The organism is Acinetobacter sp. ESL0695 (assembly GCF_029392135.1).
Taxonomy (GTDB): Bacteria; Pseudomonadota; Gammaproteobacteria; order Pseudomonadales; family Moraxellaceae; genus Acinetobacter; species Acinetobacter pollinis.
The window spans coordinates 1,492,677-1,518,929 of record NZ_CP113932.1 but is presented as its reverse complement, the minus strand read 5'-3'; the positions used below and the strand labels follow the sequence as shown (position 1 = coordinate 1,518,929).

The 26,253-nt window shown below is 35.8% G+C and carries 24 protein-coding genes and 1 tRNA gene; 12 read left to right on the top strand and 13 right to left on the bottom strand.

Annotated features, from left to right (window positions below; all coding sequences use genetic code 11):
• Positions 1-12: 12 nt before the first annotated feature.
• The 7 genes from OZX61_RS07210 (at position 13) to OZX61_RS07180 (ending at position 7,451) form a co-directional block, all read left to right on the top strand.
• Complete coding sequence (locus OZX61_RS07210) at positions 13-585, top strand: tail assembly protein (protein ID WP_277094368.1); 573 nt, start codon at positions 13-15, stop codon at positions 583-585.
• Positions 586-640: 55 nt separating this feature from the next.
• Positions 641-4,861, top strand: coding sequence for a phage tail protein (locus OZX61_RS07205; RefSeq protein WP_277094366.1), 4,221 nt, complete (start codon positions 641-643; stop codon positions 4,859-4,861).
• A gap of 8 nt (positions 4,862-4,869) precedes the next feature.
• Complete coding sequence (locus OZX61_RS07200) at positions 4,870-5,253, top strand: hypothetical protein (protein ID WP_277094364.1); 384 nt, start codon at positions 4,870-4,872, stop codon at positions 5,251-5,253.
• A complete protein-coding gene (locus OZX61_RS07195) occupies positions 5,254-6,150 on the top strand; it encodes a hypothetical protein (protein WP_277094363.1) in 897 nt (298 codons plus the stop codon).
• 83 nt (positions 6,151-6,233) lie between these two features.
• Positions 6,234-6,521 carry a hypothetical protein gene (locus OZX61_RS07190; RefSeq protein ID WP_195772422.1) on the top strand — a complete coding sequence of 96 codons (288 nt, stop codon included), beginning with the start codon at positions 6,234-6,236 and terminating at the stop codon, positions 6,519-6,521.
• Positions 6,508-7,068: a glycoside hydrolase family protein gene (locus tag OZX61_RS07185; RefSeq protein WP_277094362.1), complete on the top strand. Its 561-nt coding sequence runs from the start codon at positions 6,508-6,510 to the stop codon at positions 7,066-7,068. Before OZX61_RS07190 ends, OZX61_RS07185 begins: the two co-directional genes overlap by 14 nt.
• Positions 7,065-7,451 carry a hypothetical protein gene (locus tag OZX61_RS07180; RefSeq protein ID WP_277094361.1) on the top strand — a complete coding sequence of 129 codons (387 nt, stop codon included), beginning with the start codon at positions 7,065-7,067 and terminating at the stop codon, positions 7,449-7,451. Before OZX61_RS07185 ends, OZX61_RS07180 begins: the two co-directional genes overlap by 4 nt.
• A 147-nt stretch (positions 7,452-7,598) precedes the next feature.
• Here OZX61_RS07180 and OZX61_RS07175 read toward each other — a convergent pair whose 3' ends face one another.
• The 7 genes from OZX61_RS07175 to OZX61_RS07145 form a co-directional block, all read right to left on the bottom strand.
• Positions 7,599-8,390, bottom strand: coding sequence for a hypothetical protein (locus tag OZX61_RS07175; protein WP_277094360.1), 792 nt, complete (start codon positions 8,388-8,390; stop codon positions 7,599-7,601).
• 3 nt (positions 8,391-8,393) lie between these two features.
• Positions 8,394-9,611: an integrase arm-type DNA-binding domain-containing protein gene (locus OZX61_RS07170; protein WP_277094359.1), complete on the bottom strand. Its 1,218-nt coding sequence runs from the start codon at positions 9,609-9,611 to the stop codon at positions 8,394-8,396.
• Between the two features lie 243 nt (positions 9,612-9,854).
• Positions 9,855-11,360: a solute carrier family 23 protein gene (locus OZX61_RS07165; protein ID WP_277094357.1), complete on the bottom strand. Its 1,506-nt coding sequence runs from the start codon at positions 11,358-11,360 to the stop codon at positions 9,855-9,857.
• Between the two features lie 584 nt (positions 11,361-11,944).
• Positions 11,945-12,850 carry a protease HtpX gene (htpX, locus tag OZX61_RS07160; protein ID WP_195772533.1) on the bottom strand — a complete coding sequence of 302 codons (906 nt, stop codon included), beginning with the start codon at positions 12,848-12,850 and terminating at the stop codon, positions 11,945-11,947.
• A gap of 118 nt (positions 12,851-12,968) precedes the next feature.
• Positions 12,969-13,745: a lytic transglycosylase domain-containing protein gene (locus OZX61_RS07155; protein ID WP_277094355.1), complete on the bottom strand. Its 777-nt coding sequence runs from the start codon at positions 13,743-13,745 to the stop codon at positions 12,969-12,971.
• Between the two features lie 131 nt (positions 13,746-13,876).
• Positions 13,877-14,293 (bottom strand): SemiSWEET family transporter, encoded by a 417-nt coding sequence (locus OZX61_RS07150; protein ID WP_195772531.1) that lies wholly within the window; start codon positions 14,291-14,293, stop codon positions 13,877-13,879.
• The gene (locus OZX61_RS07145; RefSeq protein ID WP_277094354.1) at positions 14,277-15,725 is read right to left on the bottom strand and encodes a mannitol dehydrogenase family protein; all 1,449 of its coding nucleotides are present in this window, start codon (positions 15,723-15,725) and stop codon (positions 14,277-14,279) included. The genes OZX61_RS07150 and OZX61_RS07145 overlap by 17 nt, the downstream gene beginning before the upstream one ends.
• A gap of 783 nt (positions 15,726-16,508) precedes the next feature.
• Here OZX61_RS07145 and ttcA point away from each other — a divergent pair.
• Both ttcA and OZX61_RS07135 read left to right on the top strand, forming a co-directional pair.
• Complete coding sequence (gene ttcA, locus OZX61_RS07140; RefSeq protein WP_195772529.1) at positions 16,509-17,414, top strand: tRNA 2-thiocytidine(32) synthetase TtcA; 906 nt, start codon at positions 16,509-16,511, stop codon at positions 17,412-17,414.
• Between the two features lie 158 nt (positions 17,415-17,572).
• The gene (locus OZX61_RS07135) at positions 17,573-17,959 is read left to right on the top strand and encodes an SCP2 sterol-binding domain-containing protein (RefSeq protein ID WP_195772528.1); all 387 of its coding nucleotides are present in this window, start codon (positions 17,573-17,575) and stop codon (positions 17,957-17,959) included.
• A gap of 32 nt (positions 17,960-17,991) precedes the next feature.
• On the opposite strand, the gene OZX61_RS07130 is transcribed toward OZX61_RS07135, so the two are convergent.
• Positions 17,992-19,128, bottom strand: coding sequence for a transglycosylase SLT domain-containing protein (locus OZX61_RS07130; RefSeq protein WP_277094352.1), 1,137 nt, complete (start codon positions 19,126-19,128; stop codon positions 17,992-17,994).
• A 519-nt stretch (positions 19,129-19,647) separates the two neighbouring features.
• Here OZX61_RS07130 and OZX61_RS07125 point away from each other — a divergent pair.
• Positions 19,648-19,737: transfer RNA gene (locus OZX61_RS07125), tRNA-Ser, on the top strand.
• 54 nt (positions 19,738-19,791) lie between these two features.
• Here OZX61_RS07125 and OZX61_RS07120 read toward each other — a convergent pair.
• The 3 genes from OZX61_RS07120 to OZX61_RS07110 are packed head-to-tail and all read right to left on the bottom strand — an operon-like array spanning position 19,792 to position 21,401.
• Entirely contained in the window at positions 19,792-20,535 is a 744-nt protein-coding gene (locus OZX61_RS07120) for an SDR family oxidoreductase (RefSeq protein WP_195772526.1), read from the bottom strand.
• A gap of 14 nt (positions 20,536-20,549) precedes the next feature.
• A complete protein-coding gene (locus OZX61_RS07115; RefSeq protein WP_277094350.1) occupies positions 20,550-21,074 on the bottom strand; it encodes an NAD(P)H-dependent oxidoreductase in 525 nt (174 codons plus the stop codon).
• Positions 21,075-21,401 carry a DUF1330 domain-containing protein gene (locus tag OZX61_RS07110; protein ID WP_277094349.1) on the bottom strand — a complete coding sequence of 109 codons (327 nt, stop codon included), beginning with the start codon at positions 21,399-21,401 and terminating at the stop codon, positions 21,075-21,077.
• Positions 21,402-21,521: 120 nt separating this feature from the next.
• Between OZX61_RS07110 and OZX61_RS07105 the strand changes: the two genes are divergently transcribed.
• The gene (locus tag OZX61_RS07105) at positions 21,522-22,484 is read left to right on the top strand and encodes a LysR family transcriptional regulator (protein WP_277094348.1); all 963 of its coding nucleotides are present in this window, start codon (positions 21,522-21,524) and stop codon (positions 22,482-22,484) included.
• Between the two features lie 246 nt (positions 22,485-22,730).
• Entirely contained in the window at positions 22,731-24,008 is a 1,278-nt protein-coding gene (locus OZX61_RS07100; protein ID WP_277094346.1) for a sensor domain-containing diguanylate cyclase, read from the top strand.
• 40 nt (positions 24,009-24,048) lie between these two features.
• Here the strand turns inward: OZX61_RS07100 and OZX61_RS07095 are convergent, their stop codons facing one another.
• Both OZX61_RS07095 and OZX61_RS07090 read right to left on the bottom strand, forming a co-directional pair.
• Positions 24,049-24,741: a pirin-like bicupin family protein gene (locus OZX61_RS07095; protein ID WP_277094344.1), complete on the bottom strand. Its 693-nt coding sequence runs from the start codon at positions 24,739-24,741 to the stop codon at positions 24,049-24,051.
• Positions 24,742-24,893: 152 nt separating this feature from the next.
• Positions 24,894-26,045: an aldose epimerase family protein gene (locus OZX61_RS07090; RefSeq protein WP_195772535.1), complete on the bottom strand. Its 1,152-nt coding sequence runs from the start codon at positions 26,043-26,045 to the stop codon at positions 24,894-24,896.
• Positions 26,046-26,253 lie beyond the last annotated feature (208 nt).

The following is a 26,253-nucleotide window of genomic DNA, read 5'->3' as shown; positions in this document are numbered from 1 at the left end:
AAAAGGTGAGTTATGAGCTTTAAAACGATTCGTTTTCATGGTGTATTACGTGAACAATTCGGTAAAGAATGGCGGTTGCAAGTGGACTCGGTTCAAGAGGGTATGCGACTGCTTTCGGTGCAGATCAAAGGGCTTGAACAGTTCTTTTTAAATGCACATTTAAAGGGCTTACGCTTTGCTATCTTTATCGATCATCGCGCCACCATTTCTGAACAAGAATTGGATATGCAGAACAACGCTGAACTGATTCGGATTGTGCCAATTGTCGAAGGTGCTGGCGGTGCACTGCAAACGGTACTCGGTGCAATCATGATCGGTGTGGGTGTATTCACTTTTGGTACAGGTACAGTTGTCGGTATGGCGTTGATCGGTGCAGGGGCAGGCATGGCCATTGGTGGTGTGACTTCAATGCTGATGCCCAAAGCCAATACCTCTGATGCCAATGATTCTAATAAATCCAATTACGGTTTTGGTTCTGCGGTTACGACAGTTGCCCAAGGCAACCCAGTACCGATTCTGTATGGCCAACGTGAAGTTGGTGGTTTCATTATCAGTGCAGGGCAATATCCTGAAGATATGTTGTAAATAAATAGATGAAATGATTAGACGCTTTATGCGTCTTTTTTATTGGGAAAATTCAATGAAAGTACAAGGCGCAAAAGCAGGTTCAGGCAGTACACGCCAAGCCGTAGTTGCAGACGATTCTGCACAGTCAAAAACCTACATGAAAGAACTGTTCGGTATGTCTGAAGGTGAAATTGAGGGCTTGGCCAATGGGTTGCAGTCTGTGTTTTTGTCAGACACACCACTACAAGATAGTAATGGCAATAATAACTTTAAAGAAGTGACGGTAAGCTTTCGACCAGGAACCAATGATCAAACCTATATTGAGGGTTTTCCTGAAGTATCCAATGAAATTGATGCAGGGGTGGAGTTAAAAACCAATCCTTGGGTTCGTTCAATTACCAATCTCGATATTAATGCAGTTCGGGTACGTTTACGCTTTGGTGCACTCAGAACGACCAATTCAGGTAATGGTGATGTCACTGGTGTCACTATTCAATACGCCATTGATGTAAGTACTGATGGCGGTGCTTATGTTGAAATGGTCAATGCAAAAATCAGTGACAAGACCTCAGATAATTATGAACGTGCACATCGCATTGATTTACCGCAAGCCACTAGCGGTTGGAATATTCGCGTGAGACGACTCACACCACCGGCACATTCTGATTATGTGACAGATCAGATGTATGTTGCATCAATTGCTGAAGTGATCGATGCCAAGCTACGTTATCCAAATACAGCCTTATTGGGCTTGCAATATAATGCTGAAAATTTCTCAAGTGTTGCTAAAGTATCTGTCGATTTAAAAGGTCTTAAGATTCGGGTACCAAGCAACTACAACCCTGAAACACGTACTTACACTGGCATTTGGGACGGTTCATTTAAACGTGCTTATTCTAACAATCCAGCGTGGATCTACTTTGATTTATGCACTGCTAAACGTTATGGCTTAGGCGATAGAATCACTGATCAAATGCTTGATAAAGCCAGTCTCTACCGATTGGGACAATATTGTGATGGGCTAGTCAGTGATGGTCAAGGCGGTCAAGAGCCACGCTTTACTTGCAATATCTATATTCAATCTGCTGAAGATGCCTATTCTATTTTAAGTAAATTGGCAGGGGTATTTCGTGCCATTTCTTATTGGGATGGCAACGCGATTATGTGTGATGGCGATATGCCACAGGATGTGTTTTTTAACTACACCAATGCCAATGTCATCGATGGGCATTTTGAGCGCTCAGGTACACCTTACCGAGATCGTCACAACGTGGCCAAAGTGGCTTGGTCAAACCCACAAAACCGTTATAAGACTGAATATGAAATCATTCGTGATGAACAGGCGATCAGTAAGCAACGTGTGATTAATGTGGTTGAGGTGGATGCTTGGGGTTGTACCTCACGTGGTCAGGCACAACGTGCAGGACATTGGGCTTTAAAATCTGAGCAGTTAGAAACCCAAACGATTCATTTTAAAGTCGGCTTAGATGGTCATATTCCTGTACCGGGTAAAGTGATTTCTGTTGCTGATAACAATTATGCCGGGCGGTTCATTGGTGGACGTATCAGAGCTATTTCAGAGGATTTAAAAACCATCACCTTAGATCGTGAAGTGACAGCAATCAATGGTGATAAGTTTCTGGTCAATAGTGAGCAAGGGCAAGCCACCACACGGTATATTGCCAGTGTAAATGGTACAACGATTACGGTTACACAGCCTTTTGATCAAGGTTCAATTGCAGTACAAAATGTATGGACCATTGACTCAAGTATTCTTGCAACACAAAAGTTTCGTGTACTCAGTGTGAAACAAGATGAAGAGCATCAATTCTCAATATCTGCACTCGAATATAAGTATGAGAAATATGATGCGATTGATCGTGGTGCCTACATTGACAATACTGCACCGATTTCAGTGGTTAGCCCAAGTACACAAGCTAGCGTTAAAAATGTCACGATTTCATCGTATGACCAAGTGCAACAAGGTATTAATGTTGCAACTATGATCATCGCTTGGGACAAAGCAGACTATGCCGTCAAATACTTGGTGGAGTGGAAAAAAGATGATGGCTCTTGGATTAAAATGCCACTGACTGGCAATACATCGGTTGAAGTACCTGGTGTGTATGCAGGCAGTTATATGGCTCGGATTACTGCCTATTCAGCTTTTGAAAATGCATCGTTGCCAACAACTTCTGTTTTGACTGCTCTTTCAGGTAAACAGGGTAAACCACCCAAACTGGCATACATTCAAGCCACAGGCACCATGTTTGGTATGAAAGTAAAGTGGGGCTTTCCAAATGTAGGAGCATTAGATACAGCCTATACAGAGATTGAATATTCAACAACTTCTAACGGTGCAAATGGTGAGGTGTTAGGTTCATATGCCTATCCAACCACGATGATGCAACAACAAGGATTATCAGGCAATTTAACCCTTTGGTACCGAGGTCGCTTGATTGATCGTATTGGTAATAAAGGCGATTGGTCGGATTGGACCAGTGGCACATCTACTGCACAAACGACTGATATTTTAGATGCGCTTTCAGGTCAAATCACTAGATCCCAACTTGATAAAGATCTTAAATCTCAGATTGATAAGATCGATACCATTGCAGGGCTTGATGGTGATGTGGGCAACATCATCAATAAAGTGAATGAGGTACAGCAAACGGCTGACAGTGCTTTATCCAAAGCACAGCAAGAAGCGCAAGATCGTGCAACTGCAGTTCAAGGTTTGCAAGACTCGCTTGATCAGGAAGGCAAGCAACGTACTGCTGCAATCAGCACTTTGAATGATGGTTTGACTCAAGAGCAAAAAGTAAGGAGCGATGCAGATACTCAAATTCTGACTGAGGTAAAAACCTATAAGGAAAGCACAGACACAAGTTTAGCAGCTGCACAATCTTCAATTGATCTGGTCACAACAGCACAAACCGCCACTGCTAAAAAGCTTGATGGGGTGTATGCCAAAGTGACACCAATTACGGCTGATTCAACAACGCTCACAGCCGATAGCATGAGCAATGAAGCGTCCTCATGGACAGTGCAATCCGCTATTGCAGATGGTGATAATGCACTTGGTCAGCGTATCGATATAACGCAAGCCAGTGTTGCCGATAACAAAGCCTTAATCCAGTCTGAACAAACTGCACGTGCCAATGCAGATTCAGCACTGGCCACTCGTATTGATACCGTGACAGCCAGTACTGCAAGCAACGCATCGTTAATTCAACAGGAGGCAAAAGCACGAACTGATGCAGATACCACACTGACACAGCAAATCAATACCGCGCAAAGCACAGCAGACAATGCTAAATCACTCATTACCACTGAATCAACCACACGTGCCAATGCTGATACAGCACTTGGTCAACGTATTGATACGATTTCTGCCAAAGCCGATGGCAATGCCTCTGCAATTGTGCAAGAGCAAAATGCACGTGTGGATGCAGATACAGCCAATGCGAAAGCCTTAAGTGATTACAAGTCGCAGAATGATAAAGCGGTGGCAGGGGCGACGCTGTCAATCGATACACTGACAACCCAGCAAAAAGCACAGTCTGAGAAATTAGATGGTGTATATGCGAAAGTCACACCAATTACTGCAGACTCGACAACACTCACTGCAGATAGCATGAGCAATCAAGCTTCAAGTTGGACGATTCAATCTGCAATTGTGGATGGAGATAATGCACTCAGTCAGCAAATCAACACACTGCAAGCACAAGTCGGTACAGATTTACAGCAAAGCATTGCTGCGATTAAGCAAGAAGTCACTGCAGTTGCAAGTAGTACTTCAGCAACGGCTCAGTCTGTGAATACCCTACAAACCACTGTGAATGGTAATACAGCATCTATCCAATCACAGCAAACTTCTATTGATGGTTTAACTGCAAGGGCAGGCTTTAAATTAGAATCGGGTAATGTACTCGGTGGTGTGCTAGTTGAAAACAATAGCAAAACAGTAGATGCCATTTGGCGTGTAAATAGCTTTGCCATTGCACCACCAGTTACGGCAACGGATCAAACACCAGCATATATGTTTGTGTATCGAGCAACAGCGACTACTTTGCCAAATGGTACCGTGATTCCAAAAGGCTTGTATTTGGATAGTGCTTATATCGACCAGATTGATGCTAGTAAAATTTATGTACAGAAGCTGAGTGCACTCTCTGCGGATTTAGGTACATTCACAACATCAAACGATAAAGGCACGATGACGATTCAAGGCACAAGTATTGAAGTAAAAGACACCAATGGCGTGGTTCGTGTCAAGATGGGGATTTGGTAATGGATAAATTGGTTTGTAATATCGGTGGTGAGTTGTTTTCACCACTAGAATTTGACTTAGCGATTTCTTATATCGCAACTAAAGTTCAACTACCCAATAAAAATCGTACCGGGGACAAAGCCTCATACGAGTTTAATATTGATCCAAGTATTAAGAATCCTACCTTCTACTTGCAAGGCGATCCGGGCTTTCGTATGGGTTCAACCAGTAACCCCACCAACTTACGTTATTTACCAAGTGTCAATTTCTATATGGAAGATTTAGGCAGTAGCAAATGGCGCGTGACGTTGGTGGCCAATTACCGGGAAAGCAATATGAGTACGGTAGATATTCCAGATCCAATCATGAGAGACAGTATGCAACTGCTTGTTGTGGGCTATCGAGGGGCATAAATGACAACCTATTTTCAAGTCAATGGCGCGAGTGGTGAGGTTGCCATTGATGATCAATTTGAATGCCCGAAGTTCTTGGCCAAGTATCGTGTTACTGCCAAAGACTCATCTTCTGCAGCAACACCTGCAGGAGATTATCTTTTAAGGCTCGATTATCAAAAGTATTTGCCATATCGCAATGTCTATACTTTTATGCGTTTTAAGGATCTACGCAGTATCGGCGTGGATATGGATACCACAGATGATAGCGTTCGTGAGTTTGCATCAAACATTCTGATCTTTATCAAACCGATTACGGCTAATTCAGGTTATAGCTTGGATGTGAAACCAAGATTTAAGATGGCAACATCAGGTTATCGTGCTGAAGAGTTTGGTGTGTATAAGAGCAGTGATGGGTATTACGAACTACAAATCTTGTTATATGCCAACGTACAAAACTTTGAAGCCTTGATTGCCTTATATACCACAGCACCTTTAATTCCAGCGAGTAGTGGCATTTTGGTTTTTAATGCACAGAGCAAACTCTTATTCGATGGTACGAAAGGATACTTACAGCATGTAAAAACCTTATCAGGTGGGATTAAGGTCGGGAGCAGTGTCAGTATTGCAGGGTCTTACTCGGTCACATTGCCCACCAATTTGAATGTAGATCATCTTTTTATCAGCTGTAAAAGTCCATTACCGTATTACGGTGCAGACAACATCAATAATAAAGGGGTGTCAGTGGATTTCACCTTTTACTATCCTACATTCACGGTCAGTTCAAATACGCTCAAGATTGATATTAAAGCCGAGCATGTGGTGACTTATTCCAATACCAATGCACAGTTAAATCAGTTTTTTGAAACGCTGATCTATTGTCCTTTTCCTGAAGGGATAACCACCTTAACCCCTTAAATCATACATCTACCTAAGCACCTTTCGAGGTGCTTTTTTTATACCTAAAAATCACTAAAAAAATAGACACACTAGAGGCAAGCATGACAGATCGGCAACAACTGGTAGATACAGCAAACACGGTCTTTACCAATAAAACAACCCAGATTGGCGCATATACAAGTACAGGTGCAGGGATTATATCGGCACTTTCAAAGATTGATTTGGTTGCACAGATTTTCTTATGTATTGGCCTAATCACACTCAGTATCACGATTTTAAGCTTCTTGATGAATTGGCGATATAAGTACAAACAAGATAAGCGCGAGCAAGAAATTCACATCGTCAAAATGCAGTTAATGAAAGAAGGGAAATGGCATGGACAAGAATAAATATCTTATTTTGGGTTCGATTGTTGCCGCAATAACAGGTGTGCCTTCGGCTTATTACTTGACTGGTGTAAGTCCACATGGTGAACAAGAAATTGCACAGCATGAGGGTTATCGTGCTAAACCTTATCGAGATCCGGGAGGTGTAGTCACACAAGGACATGGTTCTACATTTAGACCAGATGGGTCACGTATCAAGATGACAGACAAGGCGATTTCTAAAAAAGAAGCATTGCACTATTTACATGCACATATCGCTCGTCATCAAAAAGTATTTAATCACTCTCTACGCAACATTCGCTTATCTCAGACTGAATACGATATCTATGCAGATTTCGTTTATCAGTATGGGATTGATGCTTGGAACGAGTCATCGATGCTTAGACACTTACATCATGGCCAGTATGTTCAAGCATGCAGAGCGTTAGAGAAATGGCGTTTTAGTCGAGTAGGTAAAGTCAAAGTGGATTGTCGAATCAACTCGAAATGTCGTGGTGTTTGGAATCGTCAGAAATGGCGAATTGAAAAGTGTTTAGAGGTGAACCGATGACTTATCTATTACTGGCCTTGAAGTACTGGCGAGAATGCTTAATTGCATTACTCGCTTTTTTAATTCTGTGCTTACTCATGATCTTGAATCACAAAGATCACAGTATTGAGAAACTGAAGCAAGAGCATATTAGTTATGTGCAGGAACAAAAACAGAAATATTTAGAAGCTGCTCAACAACAGCAAATCGAAATGAATAAGGTGAGTGCAGACTATGAAAAACTTAAATCTGAGCAAGCAACAAAAGTTGAATATGTCACAAGGACAATCAATAAATACATTGATCGCCCTGTCTATCGTAATGTGTGCATCGATGATGATGGTCGGGTGCAGCTCAATGAGCTCATCAAATCAAGTCAAGCCACCAGTACAGATACCAAGTAACCTTTTACAGCCTTGTCCTGATCTTCAAACATTAGATGAAAATACAGGAAGGGCGTGGATTCTTTGGTCGGTGGATACAGTGAAGAAATATAATGACTGCAAAATCAAGCATAACCACATGATAATTTTAAATAAAATATCTTAATATCAAGTTTTATTTACCCAAATTTTAATTGATTCTTGTGATTTAGACAGATCTGTTTTAATTTTTTCCCACTCATTTTTTAGGAAGATCTGTGATAATTCAAGAAAATCCTCTCTATTGGCGGCCATATTTTTATAATCCTCATTATTTTTTAATTCTTCAATTGTATGTCCAGAAAAACTTAACTCCATTTTCATAGCATACTGTTCTATAGATTCCATTTTTTTTATTATTGAATTTACAGGTTTTTCATATTTATTATTCAACATGATTGTAATTTTTGATCTTAAGTTAATGAGTTTCTCATAGTTAATATCCATTTTATTTTCTTTTTCTTGGAGTTCCGCTGTAGGGGTTTCTATTGCATTGATTGAATTATTAAATTTGGCTTTATTGAAATCTAAAAAACATTTTTGAATTTTCCTAGATTCAAAAAAATAATCAGAAAAATGTTGACGTATTTCTTTAATCCATTCTTGACGCATCTCAGATATCAATTGATTTTCATTTTGAACAGTTTGATATAATATTTCATGCTTTTTTAGGTCTAACTGCTCTTTTTGTATTTCCATTTGTAGTCTGAGAGAGCGTCCATTAGTAACCATAACGGTAATAATAGTTGTTACAGAGCCTATTAGCGCTGTAATTGCAGAAATTGCAGCAGCAAATATTGCCGCATTATCTTTATTGTATGCGGGTATTATTTTTATGATAACGATAGCAAGAAAAAAACCAATACCTAAAGGTATTGAAGACAATAAGAGAATCTTTAATTTATCTTTACTTATTTTCATATCTTAGATTCTCCACCCATCAATCATATCAGCCCAAGCCTGCATCATTTCTCTTCTACTATCTAACCATTTAGCATGATCGTATGATGCGCGTGTACGGTCTCCTTTAACATGAGCCAACTGCAATTCAATCCAATCGGTATTAAAATTAGCTTCATGTAATTGAGTTGATGCTGTAGCTCTAAAATCATGCATAGTAACGTGCGGTAATCCCATGCTTTTAATCGTATTATTTAAAGTAGTTTTACCAATCATGGAGTAACGATCTGTACCAGGGAAGATATAAGGACTTTCAGGGTAGAGTGCAAATTGCTCTTTTAAAATCGTCATCATTTGATCGGACAGGGGAATAACATGAGTTCTATTCTTTTTCATATTTCGATGACCTGCATCTAAATCCGCTTTAGATACAAGTGGAATAGTCCAAGTTCTATTTTCAAAATCAATAAACTCTTTTTTAGATCTTCTAATCTCGATAGTTCTCAACATCGTATATATTGCAGACTTTAATGCATTTTTAACACTTTGCGAACTTTTTGAATTAGGTATAGCGCTTAAAAGTTTTGCTATATCTTCTTTGTCGACTGGTTGAGCATGTTGAACATCCGGTCTACTCAAATACCCACGAAGTGCATAGGTTGGATCTGTCTCAATTCGACTGGTCATAATTGCATATTGCATGACTTCACACATAATTTGACGTATCAAATTACCCTTGGTTGCTCCAGTACCACGGCCTGATTTTTGAATACGTTGAATTGCATTATCTAAAACAGTTCTAATATGAAGGGATGTAATAGTTTTAACAGGTAGTTTTGCAAGAACAGGGTAGATATCTTTAGGCAGATAACGATTTCTTAATGATAGCCATTCTGCAGATTTAACTGACTTCTTGAATTCTAGATATTCTTCAGCAACAAATTGAAAGGTCTCTTGTTTAGTTTGTATGGCCAATATTTTTTCATTCTTTTTATATTCTGAAGGATCTATTCCTTTTTCTAGTTGTTCACGATATTCTAGTGTTTTAGCCCTAGCATAAGCTAAGCTAATTTCTGGATACTTTCCAATTGTCACCATTTTTGCAGTATTTAAGTGACGATAGCGATAACGCCAAATCTTACTACCAGTTGTACGTATTTCAAGACAGAGTCCTGAGTGGTCAGCAACTCGATACATTTTGTCAGTAGGCTTTAGGCGTTTGATTTTTAAATCATTTAGCATGATGTGTGAGTAAGGATTATTTTAGTTTAGATTACTCACAATCTTACTCACAAAATTCTCTTATGTCACATTATAAAAGATTAGATGTAATTAGAATAATGTCATATAAGATAAAAAATGGCTTTGCTCAGATTATAGAAGATTAGTTAAGATTATTATAGTGTTCAGAATGATGTAATTCGCCCAGCGTATTTTAAAATAAAGAAAACCCTCTAAGTCGAGGGTTTTCTTTTAATTTTGGTGTTAGACCATTTCAAAGCTATTTTTTTTACAACCTATGATTTGCATTGTAATATTTTTAAGTTTTGCTTTATCTTTTTTAAAGCCCTCAATAACAATATAAAGATCTGGATCGATTTCATTTATCTGAGATGCATCGATAATAACATATTCATTCTCTTTTACTTTTGATAATACTTTACTTAGCATGGCTCGATTTAAAAAGCTGACATGACTTAATAGCTGAATATGCGTTGTATTACCATTTGGATTTATTTCATAGCTAGTATGAATGCCACTGTGAAGATTATGATATAAGATAAACGCTAAGCTGACGGCGATGCCAAATATAACACCAACTAGTAAGTCGACTGTAACAATAATAATTACTGTAGTTATAAATGGAAGAAATTGCTTCCATCCTTTTTTATAAAAATTTATGAAAAGTTCTGGCTTTGAAAGCTTATAGCCGGTAAGAAGTAAAATAGCTGCAAGAGTAGATAGTGGAACATAATTGAGTAGTGGTGTGAGGAATAAAACTGCGATTATGAGTAATAAACCATGTGTAATAGCTGAAAACTTAGTTTTTGAACCACTTGTTGCATTAATAGAGCTACGCACAATAACAGATGTAATTGGCATTCCACCAATAAAACCAGAAAAAGTATTTCCAATACCCTGTGCAAAAAGTTCTCTATTTGGGGGAGAGGTACGTTTATATGGATCCATCCTATCAGCTGCCTCAAGGTTTAATATAGTTTCTAAGGAAGCAATAATCGCCAGAGTAAAAGCACCAATATATATTTGGCTAGAATTTAAAAAAGAAAAATCTGGAAAGAAAAATAACTTTTCATGAGAATTTAATATTTGAGGTAAATTAATTAAATTTTCATCAAATATAATTAGACTAGAGTTAGATTGGATAAAAAGAAAATTAAGAAGCCCAGCTAAAATAATTACAATCAGCATTGATGGAATAGGGAGCTTTTTAAATTTTGAGCTATCCCATACGAGAATAAATATTAAACTAAATATACCAATAATTGCTGAACCAATATCGAACGGATGATCTAGCATTTGTGCATTTAGTTGATTTAACCGATCTAAACCAAATAGTAGAGGAATTTGGCCAATAATAAGCATTAAACCAATACCAGCAAGGAGTCCGATAATGACACTATTTGGAATATAATTTGCAAAAGCACCAAGTTTAAGAACACTAAATACGATTTGTATAACACCCGCCAATACGACTGAAACTAAAAATGCTTGATAGTTACCATTTAGAGCATCAAGTTGTGTAACTATAATTGCAGTTAGCCCTGCAGCAGGTCCAGAAACACTTAGATGTGATCCACTTAATGTGCCAACAACAATACCTCCAACAATACCTGCAATAATTCCAGAAAAAAGTGGTGCACCTGAGGCAAGTGCAATTCCTAAACATAAGGGGAGTGCAACTAAAAAAACAATTAAGCCAGATACTAAGTCTTCTGAATATAGTGTTTTTCCTAAAACTTTAAATTCCATATGAACCCATCACTATTTTGATTTAAATATATTCATAAGCTTGGTCAAAGTAAGCCCATATATACGTTAAATACTTATATGTGATCTATGAATATAACTATGTGTATATTCTGTCATTAAAATAACCTTAAAATAATGTATGTTTTTTGATTATTACAGTGTTTAATTATGATTGTTAGGTAAAGCTAAATTCTTTATTTATCTTATTAATTTCAATAACCTAAGCTTACATGAAAGCCATTAAATTTATTTTTAGACAAATCCAAGTCAGATGTGGAAAAATAGCTTCTTTAAAATAAGCCAATTAACAATAAATAATATTTTGTAATCTATCATTAAAGAATATTTATAGTTGATATGAATAAGTGATAGATATTTTTTCACAGTATAAAGAGGAATAAGTCATAAAATACATTAAATTAAGTTTTTTTTAAGTTAACAATTTTATAGTGAAAACCATAGGAATTCTGCTGTATTTCCTATTTTTGAGTCATACTCCTACTGACAGAGTATGGCTTTTTTTTTGTCAGAATTTATAAATAAAAAGCCCCCAATAATGGAGGCTTTTATTCAGACGATAAATATTATGGGCAGTTATAGCGTTGTAAAGCTTCAACTCTTTCATCAATACTTGGGTGCGTTTGAAAGAGAGCAGCTAGACTGAATCCTTCGCTTTTTCCTTCTGTAATTGCGAGTGCTTTCATCTCTTTTGGCATTTGATCTGGCATACCACTTTCTGCTTTTAAGCGTAGTAAAGCGTTGATCATAGCTTGTTTACCTGCAAGTTGTGCACCTGCTTCATCTGCACGATATTCACGGTAGCGTGAGAACCACATTACAACTGCACTTGCGAGTACACCAAAGACGATATCTAACACCATTGTAATCACAAAATAAGCAATTCCAGGTGGATCTCCATCTTCACGACCAAGCAAGTTACGATCGATAAAATCTCCCACAACACGTGCAAAGAACATGACGAACGTGTTTACAACACCTTGTACTAAAGATAGGGTAACCATATCACCATTTGCAACGTGGCCAATTTCATGACCAATTACGGCACGAAGCTCGTCTTGACTCATGTTTTCAAGTATTCCACTTGAAACAGCAACGAGAGCATCGTTTTTATTCCAACCTGTGGCAAAGGCATTAGACTGATACGATGGAAAAATACCTACTTCAGGCATTTTAATGCCAGCACGTTGCGATAATTCAGCAACAGTTTGTAATAACCATACTTCTGCTTGGTTACGTGGTGCATTGGGGTTAATCAGCTCCGTACCTGTTGACATCTTTGCCATCCACTTCGACATGAACAAAGAAATGAGGGAACCAACCATGCCAAATACAAAACACATGACCAGTAAATTACCGAGCTTTAAACCACCGGCACCGTGATAACTTCCGACACCTAATACTGACAAAATAAGACCAGCGACAACCAGTACCGCGAGGTTGGTTAGCAAAAACAAACCAATCCGCATCATTGAGTATATCCTCTTATAATAAAAAATAGACACTCTTGTAGGAGAGTGTTCTCTCTACTAATATGTAGTTTGATATTTTAAAATTCAAGTATTTTTTCAATAAATTGGTATTAAATTGCTAATTATGTACAGTTACTGAGGTATATGTACCATCGGATAATTGTATGATTTTTGACTCGTGTTTGATGGTAGGAGTAATACGTGTTGTATTCAGTGACTGTGCTTGCAAACGCTCTGTCTGGTTCTGACTGCTTGTAAGCTGTAGCTCTGCACGATAGAGATTATTGTAACGGTTTAAAACACGTTTTATATAGTCTTGAGTCTCTCTAAAAGGTGGTATACCGCCATATTTCTGTACATTTCCTTCACCTGCATTATACGCTGCAAGTGCAAGAGTGGTATTTCCATTGAATCGTTTGAGAAGAACACTTAAATATTGCGCTGCACCATGAATATTTTCTTCAGCATTATAGCTATCTTTGACGTTAAAACGTTTTGCAGTTGCAGGCATAAGTTGCATAAGCCCTTGAGCACCTACCGGAGAAGTGGCTCTCACATTAAAGCCAGATTCTGTATGCATAATTGCTTTAATTAACCCAGCAGGAATACCATGCTGTTGAGCAGATCGGTGTATAAGTACATCAAATAAGTTTTTATTTTTACTAAAACTAGGCAAGACAGATGCTTCTGAACCGCCCCAATTGCGATATGAGTGTATATTACTGTCTGGGTAATAGGTAATTTTAACAGTTTTTAATAGTGTGTTTTTCTGGGCTTGGTTAGTAAATAAATAAGCACCCTTTTCATCTTGATAGGTGTAAATCTGCCCAGCATGCGCTAGCATATTTATCCCCAGATATAAAATTATAGAAAAAAGTAACTTAAATATGTGCATTCAAGGATTCAGTAAAATTGTGAACTATGTTGGATTTTTAGCAATTTAGAGGAAAAAAGCAAGCAAAATTTTGTTAGTGACGAATAGTGCTACGAGTATGTCAAATACTCACAGCACTATATCTATGAATTTTAACCAATTTGCTGTCTTACAGTTGCACGCACTTTAGATTTTTTCATTAAGCGCGTTTTTGCTGCTTTTTTCTGTTTGATCGGGCGTTCGTTATAAAGTTTCAGTACAATGACAGTAATTGCTAAAATTGCAGTGATACCATTTGCAGACATAACAGGAATATCATTCATTTTATAACCATAAAAAGTCCAACTGGTCACACCAAAAAATAAAGCTGCATACATGCCTAATGAAACGCCTGTTGTATCTTTTTTACGAATCATATGTATGACTTGTAAGCAGAACGACCCTGTTGTGATCCATGCTGCAAGAGCACCAAGAGCAACAGGCCAATGGTAAAGTGAAATTACAGAAATCGTAACCGCAATAATCGTTCCAATAATAAGAAGAATATCTTTTTTATATTGACTGTTCATTTTTTACATCCTCATTATTTTCTTGCCTCGATACAAAAAAATGGTGTTTAACTTCATGTATAGCATTAACTAAATGTTGCTGGAATTCTGCTTTTGTCGTAAGAGAACCAAAGAGTACCTCAGTTTGTGTAAAAGCGATTTCTGGCGATGGCGAAGTAAAGATAGCTTCAAGATCTAATGTTTCAAATTCACGATCTTCATAAGCGAAAGTTAAAGCTTGGCGGTAAGCCTTCTCTAGGAATAAAAAGTAAAGTGCTACAATTTTAAGTGCGGCATGAGGTATTTTATTTTGATTCAGACAATCCTTAATTGTAGGAACAATAAAACCATGCAACTTAGAAATACTATCTGAAGAAACTCTCGCTACTGTATCTTTAACATAGGGATTTCTAAAGCGATTTAAGATACCTTTGCATTCAAAAGCAGTGTCGATTTCGATTCCATGGCTTTTTAATGCGAAAGCAACTTCTTTTTCTGAGTATTCTTGAATAAGATTTTTAATATATTGATCTTTTAAGACTTCGTGAATATAGCTATACCCAGTGAGAGCTCCCATCCATGCTAAACCGCTATGACTCGCATTTAGAAGTCGAATTTTTGCCTCTTCGTAAGGCGCAACATCTTTAACAAATTCGACGCCAACACGCGCCAAAGATGGATGTGCATCTGCAAATTTATCTTGAATAACCCATCTTGAATAATGTTCACATGTAACTGGTGCAGCATCGTAAGGTTGCCCATGGCTCTTCATACGTGCATGAGTACTTTCGTCGAATTTAGGGGTAATCCGATCAACCATACTGTTAGGTGTGGCTACGTGGTCAGAAAGCCAGAGTAGAAGTGCTTCATTATTTTTTGCTTTAACAAAATCGATAAGACCTTGTCTAAAACTATCTCCATTGTTTCTGAGATTATCGCAACTCAAGAGAGTGATTGGCGCATTTTGATGCATACGCTCATTAAGAATTGGGTAAAGGGCACCATATAATGTTTCAACTTCATTCTTTGCATTTAGATCATTTTGAATACTTGGATGGCAGAGATCTAAACTTCCTTGATCTGTAAGATAGTATCCTGTCTCAGTAACAGTGAATGAAATAATTTTAGTATTTTTCTGGATACCGATCTCTATTGTATTAGAAATAGAGGGATTCCAAAGAATAATATTTTTAACACAACTGATTGATTGATAACTTATCTCACCATCGGGTGAAATAACTTCTAAGGTATAGGTACCGTTTTGGCTTTTAAGTTGCTGTAACAAATCTTGGGAACTACTATTGCGAATATTCGCTAGATGCATTTCCCATGATGTGTCACCGAGTTGGTGTAGCAGATTTAGGTAATATGCTTGATGCGCTCTAAAAAATGCGCTTGCACCTAAATGTAACCATGAACTCGGTGGATCAGATCTAAGCGTGGGCTTATTCAAACTTACTCCTTCCTCATTGAGGTTCTTTTGCTCGTTTTTAGCTTATCACAAGATTAGAAAATTAAAATTTATCATTGGTTGTAAAATGTACTTATTTTATATATTTTCGAGAAGGATTTTAAATCTTTGATTATTTTTTTTATTGAGTTTTATAAACTTTATTTTAAAATAAGATTATATTTTTCAATAGATTAAATTTAATGTGTTGGCTTATTGATTTTTATTAAATTCTTTAAGTAGGTACTGATAGATTTAGTAACAACTTTGTAAGAAATAGTCATTTTAACTAATAATGTTACGGAATATTTGTTTAAAAAATACACTATATATTGTAATTGTGTTTACAAATAAAGCAATTATAAGAGTCAACTAAAAAAAATTATTTTTTTTTCATTAATCTAATCTTGACTTAATTAAGTAATTGATTTTTATGGTATTTTATTTATGATTAAAAATTAATCAATTTAATCGAAACCCTTACTAGGACTAGGGAAAGTTTTGTCAAGAAGTAAAAAGTCCACAAATTTATCCACAGGTTTTGTGGAAAACTACTTTTATACTCATTCCCCTTAAATATGTTCTCATATTTGAAGTAAAAACGTACATTATAAAGCCTTAAATATGAACGATTAATGAAATAGATTGAATTGGTTCTCTAGATGCAATAGTTGTCAAAGGAGGCATAGGCAAAAAAATTATCGTAATAATTCATGTTGCATAGATGCGTATTTGATAGGAATCATATAGAATCGTGCGATATTTTTTTAAGGGTTTGTATCGTCTATGTACTCTCCAATTGAGTCCAAACAAGGATTTAATTTTAAACCAGAGCTACCGACCAGTTCATCTTATTACCGGTTGTTAAAGAAGCTACGTCGCCAAGTTGGTCATGCCATTCGTGATTATCAAATGATCGAAGAGGGTGATAAGGTGATGGTATGTATTTCTGGTGGTAAGGACAGTTATACATTGTTAGATATTCTGCTAAATTTTAAACGTGTTGCACCTGTAAACTTTGATGTAATTGCGGTCAATCTAGACCAAAAGCAACCGGGATTTCCTGAAGATGTTTTGCCTGCTTATTTAGAAGCAAACAATATTCCATATTATATTTTGGAAAAGGATACCTACAGCATTACAAAACGGTTAACGCCAGAAGGTAAAACATATTGTGCAGTATGTTCGAGATTACGCCGTGGTTCATTATATGGGTTCGCACAAGAAATAGGAGCAACTAAGGTTGCTTTAGGACATCATCGTGATGATATTATTGCAACATTCTTCTTAAATCTGTTTCATGGCGGTAGCTTAAAAGCGATGCCACCGAAATTATTATCTTCAGATAAAAAGAATATTTTAATACGTCCTTTAGCTTATGTTGAAGAGAAGGATATCATTAAATATGCTGAGATGAGAAAGTTTCCAATTATTCCGTGTAACTTGTGCGGTTCTCAGGAAAATCTGCAACGTGCAATGTTAAATGACATGTTAAGAGAGTGGGACAAGCAATATCCTAAACGTTTGCATAGCATATTTGGTGCGTTGCAAAATGTTTCTCCTTCCCAACTTGCAGATCGTGATCTATTTGATTTTGAAAAACTTGATGAACAGCGAGAGTTCGATCTTAAAAATCCTGAAGAAATGAAGAATCGACTAGATGTTGTAAATTTAGGATTTGCAGCCGAATAATGAGTTTTCATTTGGTGTGATCTTTGAAGATCACACCTAAATCTAAATATTATAATGATCATCGTTTATATTTTATGATGAATAATAATAGTATGTTAAATTTTGAAATGAGATATTGCGCTGTAATATCATAGGAATAAACATTTAGAGGAAGAATAATGCCAGCATTTTTAACAGAAGCATGGTTTTCCAAAGTTGATGAGTTAACAACTCAAGCTGGAGATTTAAATTTATCACCAGCACTGCAAAGTTTAGCAATTAATTTTATTGTCAGTGATGTAGCAAAAGGCGTGACAGAACTATCCCTTGCAAGTGGCAAGTTTAAAAAGGGTTTAGCAGATAATGCAAAAACAACATTAAATATGGATGCAGATACATTAAAAAAAGTATTTCTTCAATTTGATATGACAGCTGCTATGCAAGCATTTATGACAGGTAAGATAAAAGTTCAAGGTGATATGTCTCAATTAATGACATTACAAACAGCTAAACCAAGCCAAGAACAAAAAGCATTATTTAAAGAAATATTGGCACATACTGAATAATAAAAAGGCGAACATAAATGTTCGCCTTTTTACTAAACCTCTATAGGTTGAGGTTCATTTGCCTGCTGAATGTGCTCTAAATACGCACGTATACGTGTAACGTATTGGAGTGCTTGTTTATATTTAGAATTTGCATTCTGATTTTTCTGCAAATAGCTATAAACATTAATCCATTCTTCAGGGTTTTTACCTTGCTTTTCAACTTTGTTTTGAATGCTTGATAAAGCACCTGGACCCATATTGTATGCTGTTAATGCATACCATGCTCTGTCAGGGTATGGAATAGTGTCATATTGCTCTAACAACTGATCTAAGTACTTTGCACCGCCTTGGATGCTTTGTCTAGGATCATTTCGATTGGTGACACCCATTGCTTTGGCTGTACTGTTTGTTAGCATCATAAGACCACGAACACCAGTCGGAGAAACTGAATCAGATTTTAAATAAGATTCCTGATAGCCCATTGCCGCTAAAAACTGCCAATCTAAATTGTATTTGCTTGCTTCTTGTTTAAAGCTTGCTTTATAAATTGGCATGCGTGCTTTTAAGTCACGCTCTACAATATCCCATGCATTGGGTTCTACAATATTATGATTGTAGAAAGAGGCAAGTTGATCAATTGACCCATCATTTTTTGCCTGACATGTAAAACCTGTTGCTGTTTGCGCAATAGGATCTTCAGCATTATTTACAACCAAGTTGATATTGGTATCTAAGCCATTTTCTGATAAAGCATTAAAGTTTCCGCATGTCGCAGAGAAGAAGCTCAATTTCTTTGCTTCGATATCATTCATTGTGGCGTTTGTTAAAGCGATATTGGCTTTACCTTGTGCAACAAGATCTAATGCCGCAGTATTGTCATTTACGACTTTAAAATCTAGTTGTACATTTAAACTTTTTGCATAGTTACGCATAAGATCGTAACCAAAACCATGCAAATTTTGGCCATTGTTAAAAACAGTACTTGGGTTTTTAACAGCAACAACGGTTAAACGATTTGAATCAATCACGTGTGCATATTGTGTTGTTTCCTCTTTTTTTCCAGTAAGTGCATGTAGTGGAAGAAGTGGAAGCATTGCAGCTGTAATAATGGATAAACGAACAGGGAGTGAGTTTGACTTAAATTTAAGGCGCAAGCGCCCTGAAATTTTCGCTGACTTACTATGCATAGTGGCTCCGAAACAGAAAATAACCCCTAAGATCAAGAAAGTGACCCAAAATATTGCTTAAATGTGCAATCGAAAAAGTAAGGAAGGGGTAGAGTCATCATTAAAATAAATGATGCAAATTTAACAGAGGGTCTATGCTTTTTTAATTTGTCTGTAACAAATCGTAAGCATAGGCGAAAAAACATACGATTAACTTAAAGTGTGAATAATAAATAGATCAAAACGAAATGTCAAACAAATAATAAGTCCAAGTTTTATTGAGATATACGATTGTTCTGCTAACTTACAGTTTTTACATGAGTTTTAAAAAATAAAAAAACTTAGCCTAAATGCTTTAAAAGAGTGAATTAGAAATAATCTGTCATAGTGTATCTAAATGTTTTTTGAGATAGATAAAATTAATTCTGTGTATCTTTCTTTAGAATATAAAAAATAATCCGTACTATTTTTACTCAGTTGTTTGATATTTTTGAAAAAATAGTTGCTAAATTTTTCATAATTGATATTATAGCCGTCATTGGAAGCGTGGCAGAGCGGTTTAATGCACCGGTCTTGAAAACCGACGAGGGTTTACGCCCTCCGTGAGTTCGAATCTCACCGCTTCCGCCAAATTCTAAAAACTCGTAAAGTTTCAAAGCTTTACGAGTTTTTTTGTTTATATGCTTACCAAGGTAATACCTGATTATCTTCAAAGAAGCTACCTGATGGTCCATCTTCAGGTAAAAGAGCAAGTTGAACCGCCATTGCTGCACCTTCAGAAATTGGACGTCCTCCTGTTGTATCTGCAATCAGTTCTGTTGCTGTAAAGTTTGGGTTAGCAGAGTTTACTTTAATTGGTGTGTCTTTGAGCTCCCATGCGAGTTGGATTGTGAGCATATTTAAGGCAGCTTTAGAAGAGTTATAACCAATAAGTTTAGTTGATGCATGTTCCCATGAAGAATCTTGGTTAAGGGTTAGTGAGCCTAATCCGCTAGAAATATTTACAATACGTCCAGCATGAGATGCTTTGATAAGCGGTAACATTATTTGAGTTACATTGAATGTTCCAAAAAAATTAGTATCAAATGTTTTTTTAATTGTATTGATACTTGTTGTACTCGGAGTACCGTCATCTGCCTTCAAAATACCTGCATTATTAACTAAAATATCAAGTTTATGTTCGTGCAGTTCTAAATATGTATATGCGTTGCTAATGCTTTCTTGGTCATTTAAGTCAAGTAGAATATACTGAACTTGCATTAATCCAAGCGTTTTTAGTTTTTGAACAGCACTTTCGCCGTAATTAGCATTACGTACTCCAATATAAATTTTGATTCCTTTTAGACCGAGTTGTTTTGCAATTTCAAAACCAATACCTTTATTTGCACCTGTAATGAGTGCGACTTTTGATTCTTTGGTATTACACATAAATAGTCCTATATTTATTTCAGTATTTGAATGACTTGATCTGTAAACAGAGAAAGTTCATCATCTGTTTTATTCATGGCATCATATAAAACAATAGATGAAGTGTATTTCATACCTACATATAAGGCACTCGCTTTCATCGGAGTAAATATTTCTTCAATATTACTTTCAATAATTCCTTGTTTAGAATATGTATATTGACTTGCGCCTGCTGAAGAAATGATTAGCATTTCCTTGTTCTTTAAAGCATGTCCATCTGGACCAAAAGCCCAACCATATGTCCAGACTTCATTTAAATAAGACTTGATCATTGGAGTAATATTAAACCAGTGAATAGGAAATAAAAATACAACTCGATCTACGCCTTTGTATGCTTCTTTTTCCTTAGCTATATCAAAGGCTGCTGAATTATTACCATATATTTTCTCAAGATTTCTTACTTCCACATTTTCTAAATGCTTCATTGCATTTTCAATATGCTTAATGATTCTAGATTGATGTAAATAAGGATGTGAAGTAATAACAAGTGTCTTCATCATTTAAGCCTCTTTATTTGTGTTTGGATGAAAAATGCCTTCTACAAGCCATGCATGGGTTGTAGAAGCTTTCTCGCGGAAGGGAACGATGTCTTGATATTCTTTTGATGCATACCAAGCTTTTGCTTTTTCTAATGTTTGAAACTGTAAAATAACTAAATGTCCTTTAGGGGGCTCTCCCTCAAGGGTGTAAACATGTGCATCGTGGACAATTAACTCTCCACCATAGGGTAAATATGTTTGTGTGACTTTATCTTGATAAGGTTTCATTTCCTCTAAATGATGAATAATCACATTGAAAATGAAATAGGCTGGTTTTTGTTGGTTCATATTCTTTGTCCCTATAAATTTGAATAGGGAAATTATGAATAAAGTTATTATTAACTAGAATACTATATAATGTTAAAATATAATTAACTTTAAGTTTATAATTTTGGTAGAGGGTAGAATATGGAGGTTTCGCAACACGTACGTGCAATTTTATCCTTTGTGGAGGTAGCAAATTTAGGCGGTTTTGCAGTAGCAGCAAGAAAATTAGAAGTCAGTCCTGCTGCCGTTAGTAAAAACGTAGCTGGGTTAGAAAGGGCATTAGGTGTCCGTCTTATTAATAGAACAACAAGAAAGATGAGCCTTACTGAAGAAGGAATTGTATTTTTATCTCAAGCACGGGTTGCATTAAATGCATTAAATCAGGCAGTAGAACTGGTTGCAGAGAAGAAAACGGATATTAGTGGGCATATTCGCATTTCTACGAGTACCTCTTTTGGAAAAAATCATTTATTACCTATTATAACTGATCTACTAAGTATCTATCCTTTATTGAAGGTAGAAGTTGATTTTGATGATCGTATTGTGGATGTGGTCAGTGAAAAATATGATATTGTTATTCGTGGTGGAAGAATTTTAGATTCATCATTAATTTCACGACCTATTTGTCAATTAGGTATGGTATTAGTTGCTTCTCCAGATTATCTTTCTGAGTATGGCGTACCTAAAAACTATAAAGAACTTAAAAACCATAGATTGATTATAAGACGATTTTTAGGGGGAACAATATCGCCTTGGAATTTTAGAAGTGAAGATGGTTCTTTAATAACTTATGAGCCTGATTTTTCTGTATTAACACTTTCTGAGCCAGAAGCTCTGGTCGATACAGCCTGTTCAGGTATTGGGATTGCTCAAGTGGGTGTTCATCAAGCAATAAAGCATTTAAAAGCAGGACGTTTAAATACAGTATTAATGAATGAACATGAAGGAGGCATTTATGAAATGGTTTTACAGTATCCACATCGCTCTTTCATTGCATCTCGTGTCAGAATTACAATTGAATATTTGTTGAATAGGTTTAAACAAGATCACATATTACATATTGATTTAAAAACACTGAATATGTATAAGTTTAATGAAATATGACTCTAAACTTAAATTATCTAAAGTAGCTATATTTAAAGCTTAGAACTATATTTTTTGTAAAATTTGTCTCTCATTTGATCGAATCTGTGAGATTTTTATAAGTGTTGAGATGTTTAAATAAACCAAAAATAAATATCATGTCGATATATTGTATTAACATAAGGCGAATAAATGCTTATAGCAAGTGATCACAAATTTTTAATCACTGTATTAAAGATATTTGTAATAACAAGTATATGTTATTTCTTGGGATACCTTGCACGGCCTTATGAAGATCTTTCAGCATTTCTTCCTGCTAATGCCATTATTGTGGTTCTTATTTTAAATTCTAAAATGAGTGATAAATTTGCTTTTTCATTCATTTTTTATTTACTACTTTCGGTATTCGATTTTATATTTTCTCCTCGATTAAATCCATTTTATATTAACATTCCTAATCTAATTTTTGTAATTACAACGGCAATAGGAATTAAAAAGCTTGATCTTGATTTAAAGTTTCTATCTGAAATTAAATTATTAAAGATTTTTGCTATTATTACTTTAACTTCGATGATTACAGGTGTTGTGGGGGGAATGACAGCATTTGAATCGGGAAACTTTCTGATTTCGATGGCAACATGGATTTGTGTGCAATCATCTACAGCAATATTAGTTATTCCATTATTATTAATGTATCAGACTCATTTTTATCCAAAAAATAAATTTAATATTTATCCTTTACTCGCTTTAGTTTTGTATTATGTATTTATTTTAAATTTTCCTGTTGCTGTTAATATTTGTTTAATTGTTCCAATTCTTATTTTATGTGCAATTTTTTATAATTTAAGAATAACTTCATGGTTGGTAACATTAAATGGATTTTTTTTAATATTTCTTATTTCATATGGGTTAATAAAAACTGGTAGTTATTTAAATGATAGTATTATTTTTACAAGTTTAAATTATTATCGAATTTCTATTGTAGCAGCTGTGTCAAGTGCTTTGTTTATTGCTGTATTAATTAATAATAATGAAATGATTAAAGAAAAATTGAGAAAATCACAATGGACAGATGATTTATCTCAACTTTGGAATAGAAAAGGTTTAATTCAAGATATTAAAACTGGGAGGTTCCTAGGAAAATCTGATTCAATTTTATTGGCAATTATTGATATTGATGATTTTAAAGTTATTAATGATTCATTTGGACACTTAATGGGTGATAGAGTCATTATATTTATTGCAGAGTATTTAAATCAGTTCTTTTCCCATGCAGGCTTATATCGTTATGGAGGAGATGAATTTATTCTTATTATGAATTTAGAGCCTGAACAGAAATATCAGCATGAGCTTGAGGACTTTAGCTTTAAATTTATAGATGCATGTTATGCAGAATTTGAAATGGCGGTAACATTAAGTATAGGCTATACAGTTTTATTTGAGCATCAGCTATCACTAGATAATTTTAAAAATTTATTGGCGCATGCAGATCAGGCATTATATCGATCTAAGAGTTTAGGAAAAAATACTGTTTCAATTTTTTAGAGTATGGGAGGGGGAGGGATGTTATACCTCCCATCCAAGTTTATACTTTAGGTAAATCAAACCAGATCATTTGAGTATCTTCTAGAGCAACAATTTCTGAAAGTTCTGTAAAAGCTAAAGCATCTCCAGTAGAAAGAATCTCGTTATGTATACTTACTTTACCTGAAATAATATGTACATAATTTAAACCGTGGTTAGATTTAACATCCAATCTAGAGTTTTGTTTTAAATGAGCTGTTTTGACTTCCGTATTTTGACGAATATGCATCGGTGCATTGTCATTTGGCCCTGCAATGATATGCCACTCATTTGGATGCTCGCGTGGATCACATTTAATCTGCTGATAAGTCGGGGCTGCATTTTTGATATTGGGTTGAATCCATATTTGTAATAGGTGTACAGGAGTGTCCTGATCATTAATTTCACTATGTCTAACGCCAGTACCTGCACTCATTAACTGCCATTCACCAGCACGAATATGACCTTCATTACCCATGCTGTCTTTATGAGTAATTGTGCCTGATAAAACACAAGTCAGAATTTCCATATTATCGTGTGGATGCGTTCCGAAACCATTATGTGGAGCAACAGTATCGTCATTAATGACGCGTAATGCACTCACACCCATAAAACGTGGGTCATACCAATTTCCAAAAGAGAAGCTATGATAGGTATTTAACCAACCTGCTTGGACATGGCCACGATCTTCACTACGATGTAAGTAGGTTTTCATAATTACTCTCAATCATTATTTATTTCTTATTGTCTATTTTTATATTTTTTTTATACTGATTAAATGGTATGGATAAAACATATTGTTCTATTTATAGTACGAAGAAATATAGATGATGAGCTAATAGCTAGCTCATCATTGGTGTACTTTAATTACTTTGTTGTACCAAACTTAAAGATTGTGACATTGTCATAAGTTTGTCCTGGTTCCAAGCGAGTTGAAGGGAAATTCGACTTGTTTGGACTGTCAGGGTAGTGCTGCGTTTCTAATGCAAACGCATCTGCTTGACGATAAAGCGTATTATTGGCACCAATTACATTACCCAATAGATGATTGGCAGTATAGAACTGAATACTTGGTTGTGTTGTAGAGATCTCTAAGGTACGTTTAGATTTAGGATCGACAACTAAAGCAGCTTTCACAAGTTTATTGGAATTCTCTTGCTTTAATACCCATGTTTGATCGTAGCCATAGCCATATGCCAACTGTTCATTGCCCTGACGAATATCTTTAGAAATTGTTTTAAGTTTTCTAAAGTCAAAAGGTGTACCTGCAACAGGTGCAAGCTTTCCTGTTGGAAGTGAATTTTCGTCTGTAGTAAGTGTATGATCTGCATTTAGTTGTACAAGGTTGTCTAATACGCCGTACGGACTATTTTTTACACCAGAAAGATTGAAATAGCTGTGGTTTGTAAGGTTCACAACAGTAGGTTTGTCTGTAGTCGCCTTGTATTCAATTTTGAATTCGTTGTTGTCTGATAAGCTATAGATCACTTCAACGTTTAATTGACCTGGAAAACCTTGGTCGCCATCAGGACTGGTTAACTTGAGTACAGCCTGTACAGTAGAACCTGTTTTAATGGTTGGTTCTACATCCCATACACGTTTGTCATAGCCTGGATTTCCACTATGAAGTGTATTTGGTCCATTATTTTTTTCTAGTTGGTATGTTTTACCGTCGAGTTGAAACTCTCCTTGACCAATACGGTTCGCATAACGTCCAATTAAAGCACCAAAATGAATGCCTTCTTTGGTATCTGTTACTTCGTATCCATGTAAGTTATCGAATCCTAAAACAATATTTTCTTTTTGACCTTTTGAGTCGGGGGTAATAATTTGTGTAATCACACCACCAAAGCTAATAAATGATACTGACACACCATTTTTATTGGTCATGGTGTATTGTTCAACAGCTTTCCCATCTTGCGTTGTACCATATGGTTTACTTGTAAGTGTCGCTGCACTTGCAGTTGCACAAAGAGTTAGCCCCGCAAATCCCGCAAGAAAGATATTTTTTGCCTTCATTAAATGATCCTTTTTAATATCCATAACCTATTACTTATTGACACCATAAATTCATTTACAGTGCTTAAGCGTTCATTCATTTCGCTTAATTGTGTTTGTATATTAGCAAGTTTTATATAATGAGTTTAAATTTAATTTAAATAAATTGTATTTAAAACAGACAAAAGAATAAAGTTTATAGTTTTAATGAAAATATAAAAAAGGCTGA

Excerpts from the sequence above, each read along its gene's own strand:
- OZX61_RS07210 (WP_277094368.1), top strand. The coding sequence starts at position 13 with ATGAGCTTTAAAACGATTCGTTTTCATGGTGTATTACGTGAACAATTC.
- OZX61_RS07205 (WP_277094366.1), top strand. The coding sequence starts at position 641 with ATGAAAGTACAAGGCGCAAAAGCAGGTTCAGGCAGTACACGCCAAGCC.
- OZX61_RS07195 (WP_277094363.1), top strand. The coding sequence starts at position 5,254 with ATGACAACCTATTTTCAAGTCAATGGCGCGAGTGGTGAGGTTGCCATT.
- OZX61_RS07190 (WP_195772422.1), top strand. The coding sequence starts at position 6,234 with ATGACAGATCGGCAACAACTGGTAGATACAGCAAACACGGTCTTTACC.
- OZX61_RS07185 (WP_277094362.1), top strand. The coding sequence starts at position 6,508 with ATGGACAAGAATAAATATCTTATTTTGGGTTCGATTGTTGCCGCAATA.
- OZX61_RS07180 (WP_277094361.1), top strand. The coding sequence starts at position 7,065 with ATGACTTATCTATTACTGGCCTTGAAGTACTGGCGAGAATGCTTAATT.
- OZX61_RS07175 (WP_277094360.1), bottom strand. The coding sequence starts at position 8,390 with ATGAAAATAAGTAAAGATAAATTAAAGATTCTCTTATTGTCTTCAATA.
- OZX61_RS07170 (WP_277094359.1), bottom strand. The coding sequence starts at position 9,611 with ATGCTAAATGATTTAAAAATCAAACGCCTAAAGCCTACTGACAAAATG.
- OZX61_RS07165 (WP_277094357.1), bottom strand. The coding sequence starts at position 11,360 with ATGGAATTTAAAGTTTTAGGAAAAACACTATATTCAGAAGACTTAGTA.
- htpX (WP_195772533.1), bottom strand. The coding sequence starts at position 12,850 with ATGATGCGGATTGGTTTGTTTTTGCTAACCAACCTCGCGGTACTGGTT.
- OZX61_RS07155 (WP_277094355.1), bottom strand. The coding sequence starts at position 13,745 with ATGCACATATTTAAGTTACTTTTTTCTATAATTTTATATCTGGGGATA.
- OZX61_RS07150 (WP_195772531.1), bottom strand. The coding sequence starts at position 14,293 with ATGAACAGTCAATATAAAAAAGATATTCTTCTTATTATTGGAACGATT.
- ttcA (WP_195772529.1), top strand. The coding sequence starts at position 16,509 with ATGTACTCTCCAATTGAGTCCAAACAAGGATTTAATTTTAAACCAGAG.
- OZX61_RS07135 (WP_195772528.1), top strand. The coding sequence starts at position 17,573 with ATGCCAGCATTTTTAACAGAAGCATGGTTTTCCAAAGTTGATGAGTTA.
- OZX61_RS07130 (WP_277094352.1), bottom strand. The coding sequence starts at position 19,128 with ATGCATAGTAAGTCAGCGAAAATTTCAGGGCGCTTGCGCCTTAAATTT.
- OZX61_RS07120 (WP_195772526.1), bottom strand. The coding sequence starts at position 20,535 with ATGTGTAATACCAAAGAATCAAAAGTCGCACTCATTACAGGTGCAAAT.
- OZX61_RS07115 (WP_277094350.1), bottom strand. The coding sequence starts at position 21,074 with ATGATGAAGACACTTGTTATTACTTCACATCCTTATTTACATCAATCT.
- OZX61_RS07110 (WP_277094349.1), bottom strand. The coding sequence starts at position 21,401 with ATGAACCAACAAAAACCAGCCTATTTCATTTTCAATGTGATTATTCAT.
- OZX61_RS07105 (WP_277094348.1), top strand. The coding sequence starts at position 21,522 with ATGGAGGTTTCGCAACACGTACGTGCAATTTTATCCTTTGTGGAGGTA.
- OZX61_RS07095 (WP_277094344.1), bottom strand. The coding sequence starts at position 24,741 with ATGAAAACCTACTTACATCGTAGTGAAGATCGTGGCCATGTCCAAGCA.
- OZX61_RS07090 (WP_195772535.1), bottom strand. The coding sequence starts at position 26,045 with ATGAAGGCAAAAAATATCTTTCTTGCGGGATTTGCGGGGCTAACTCTT.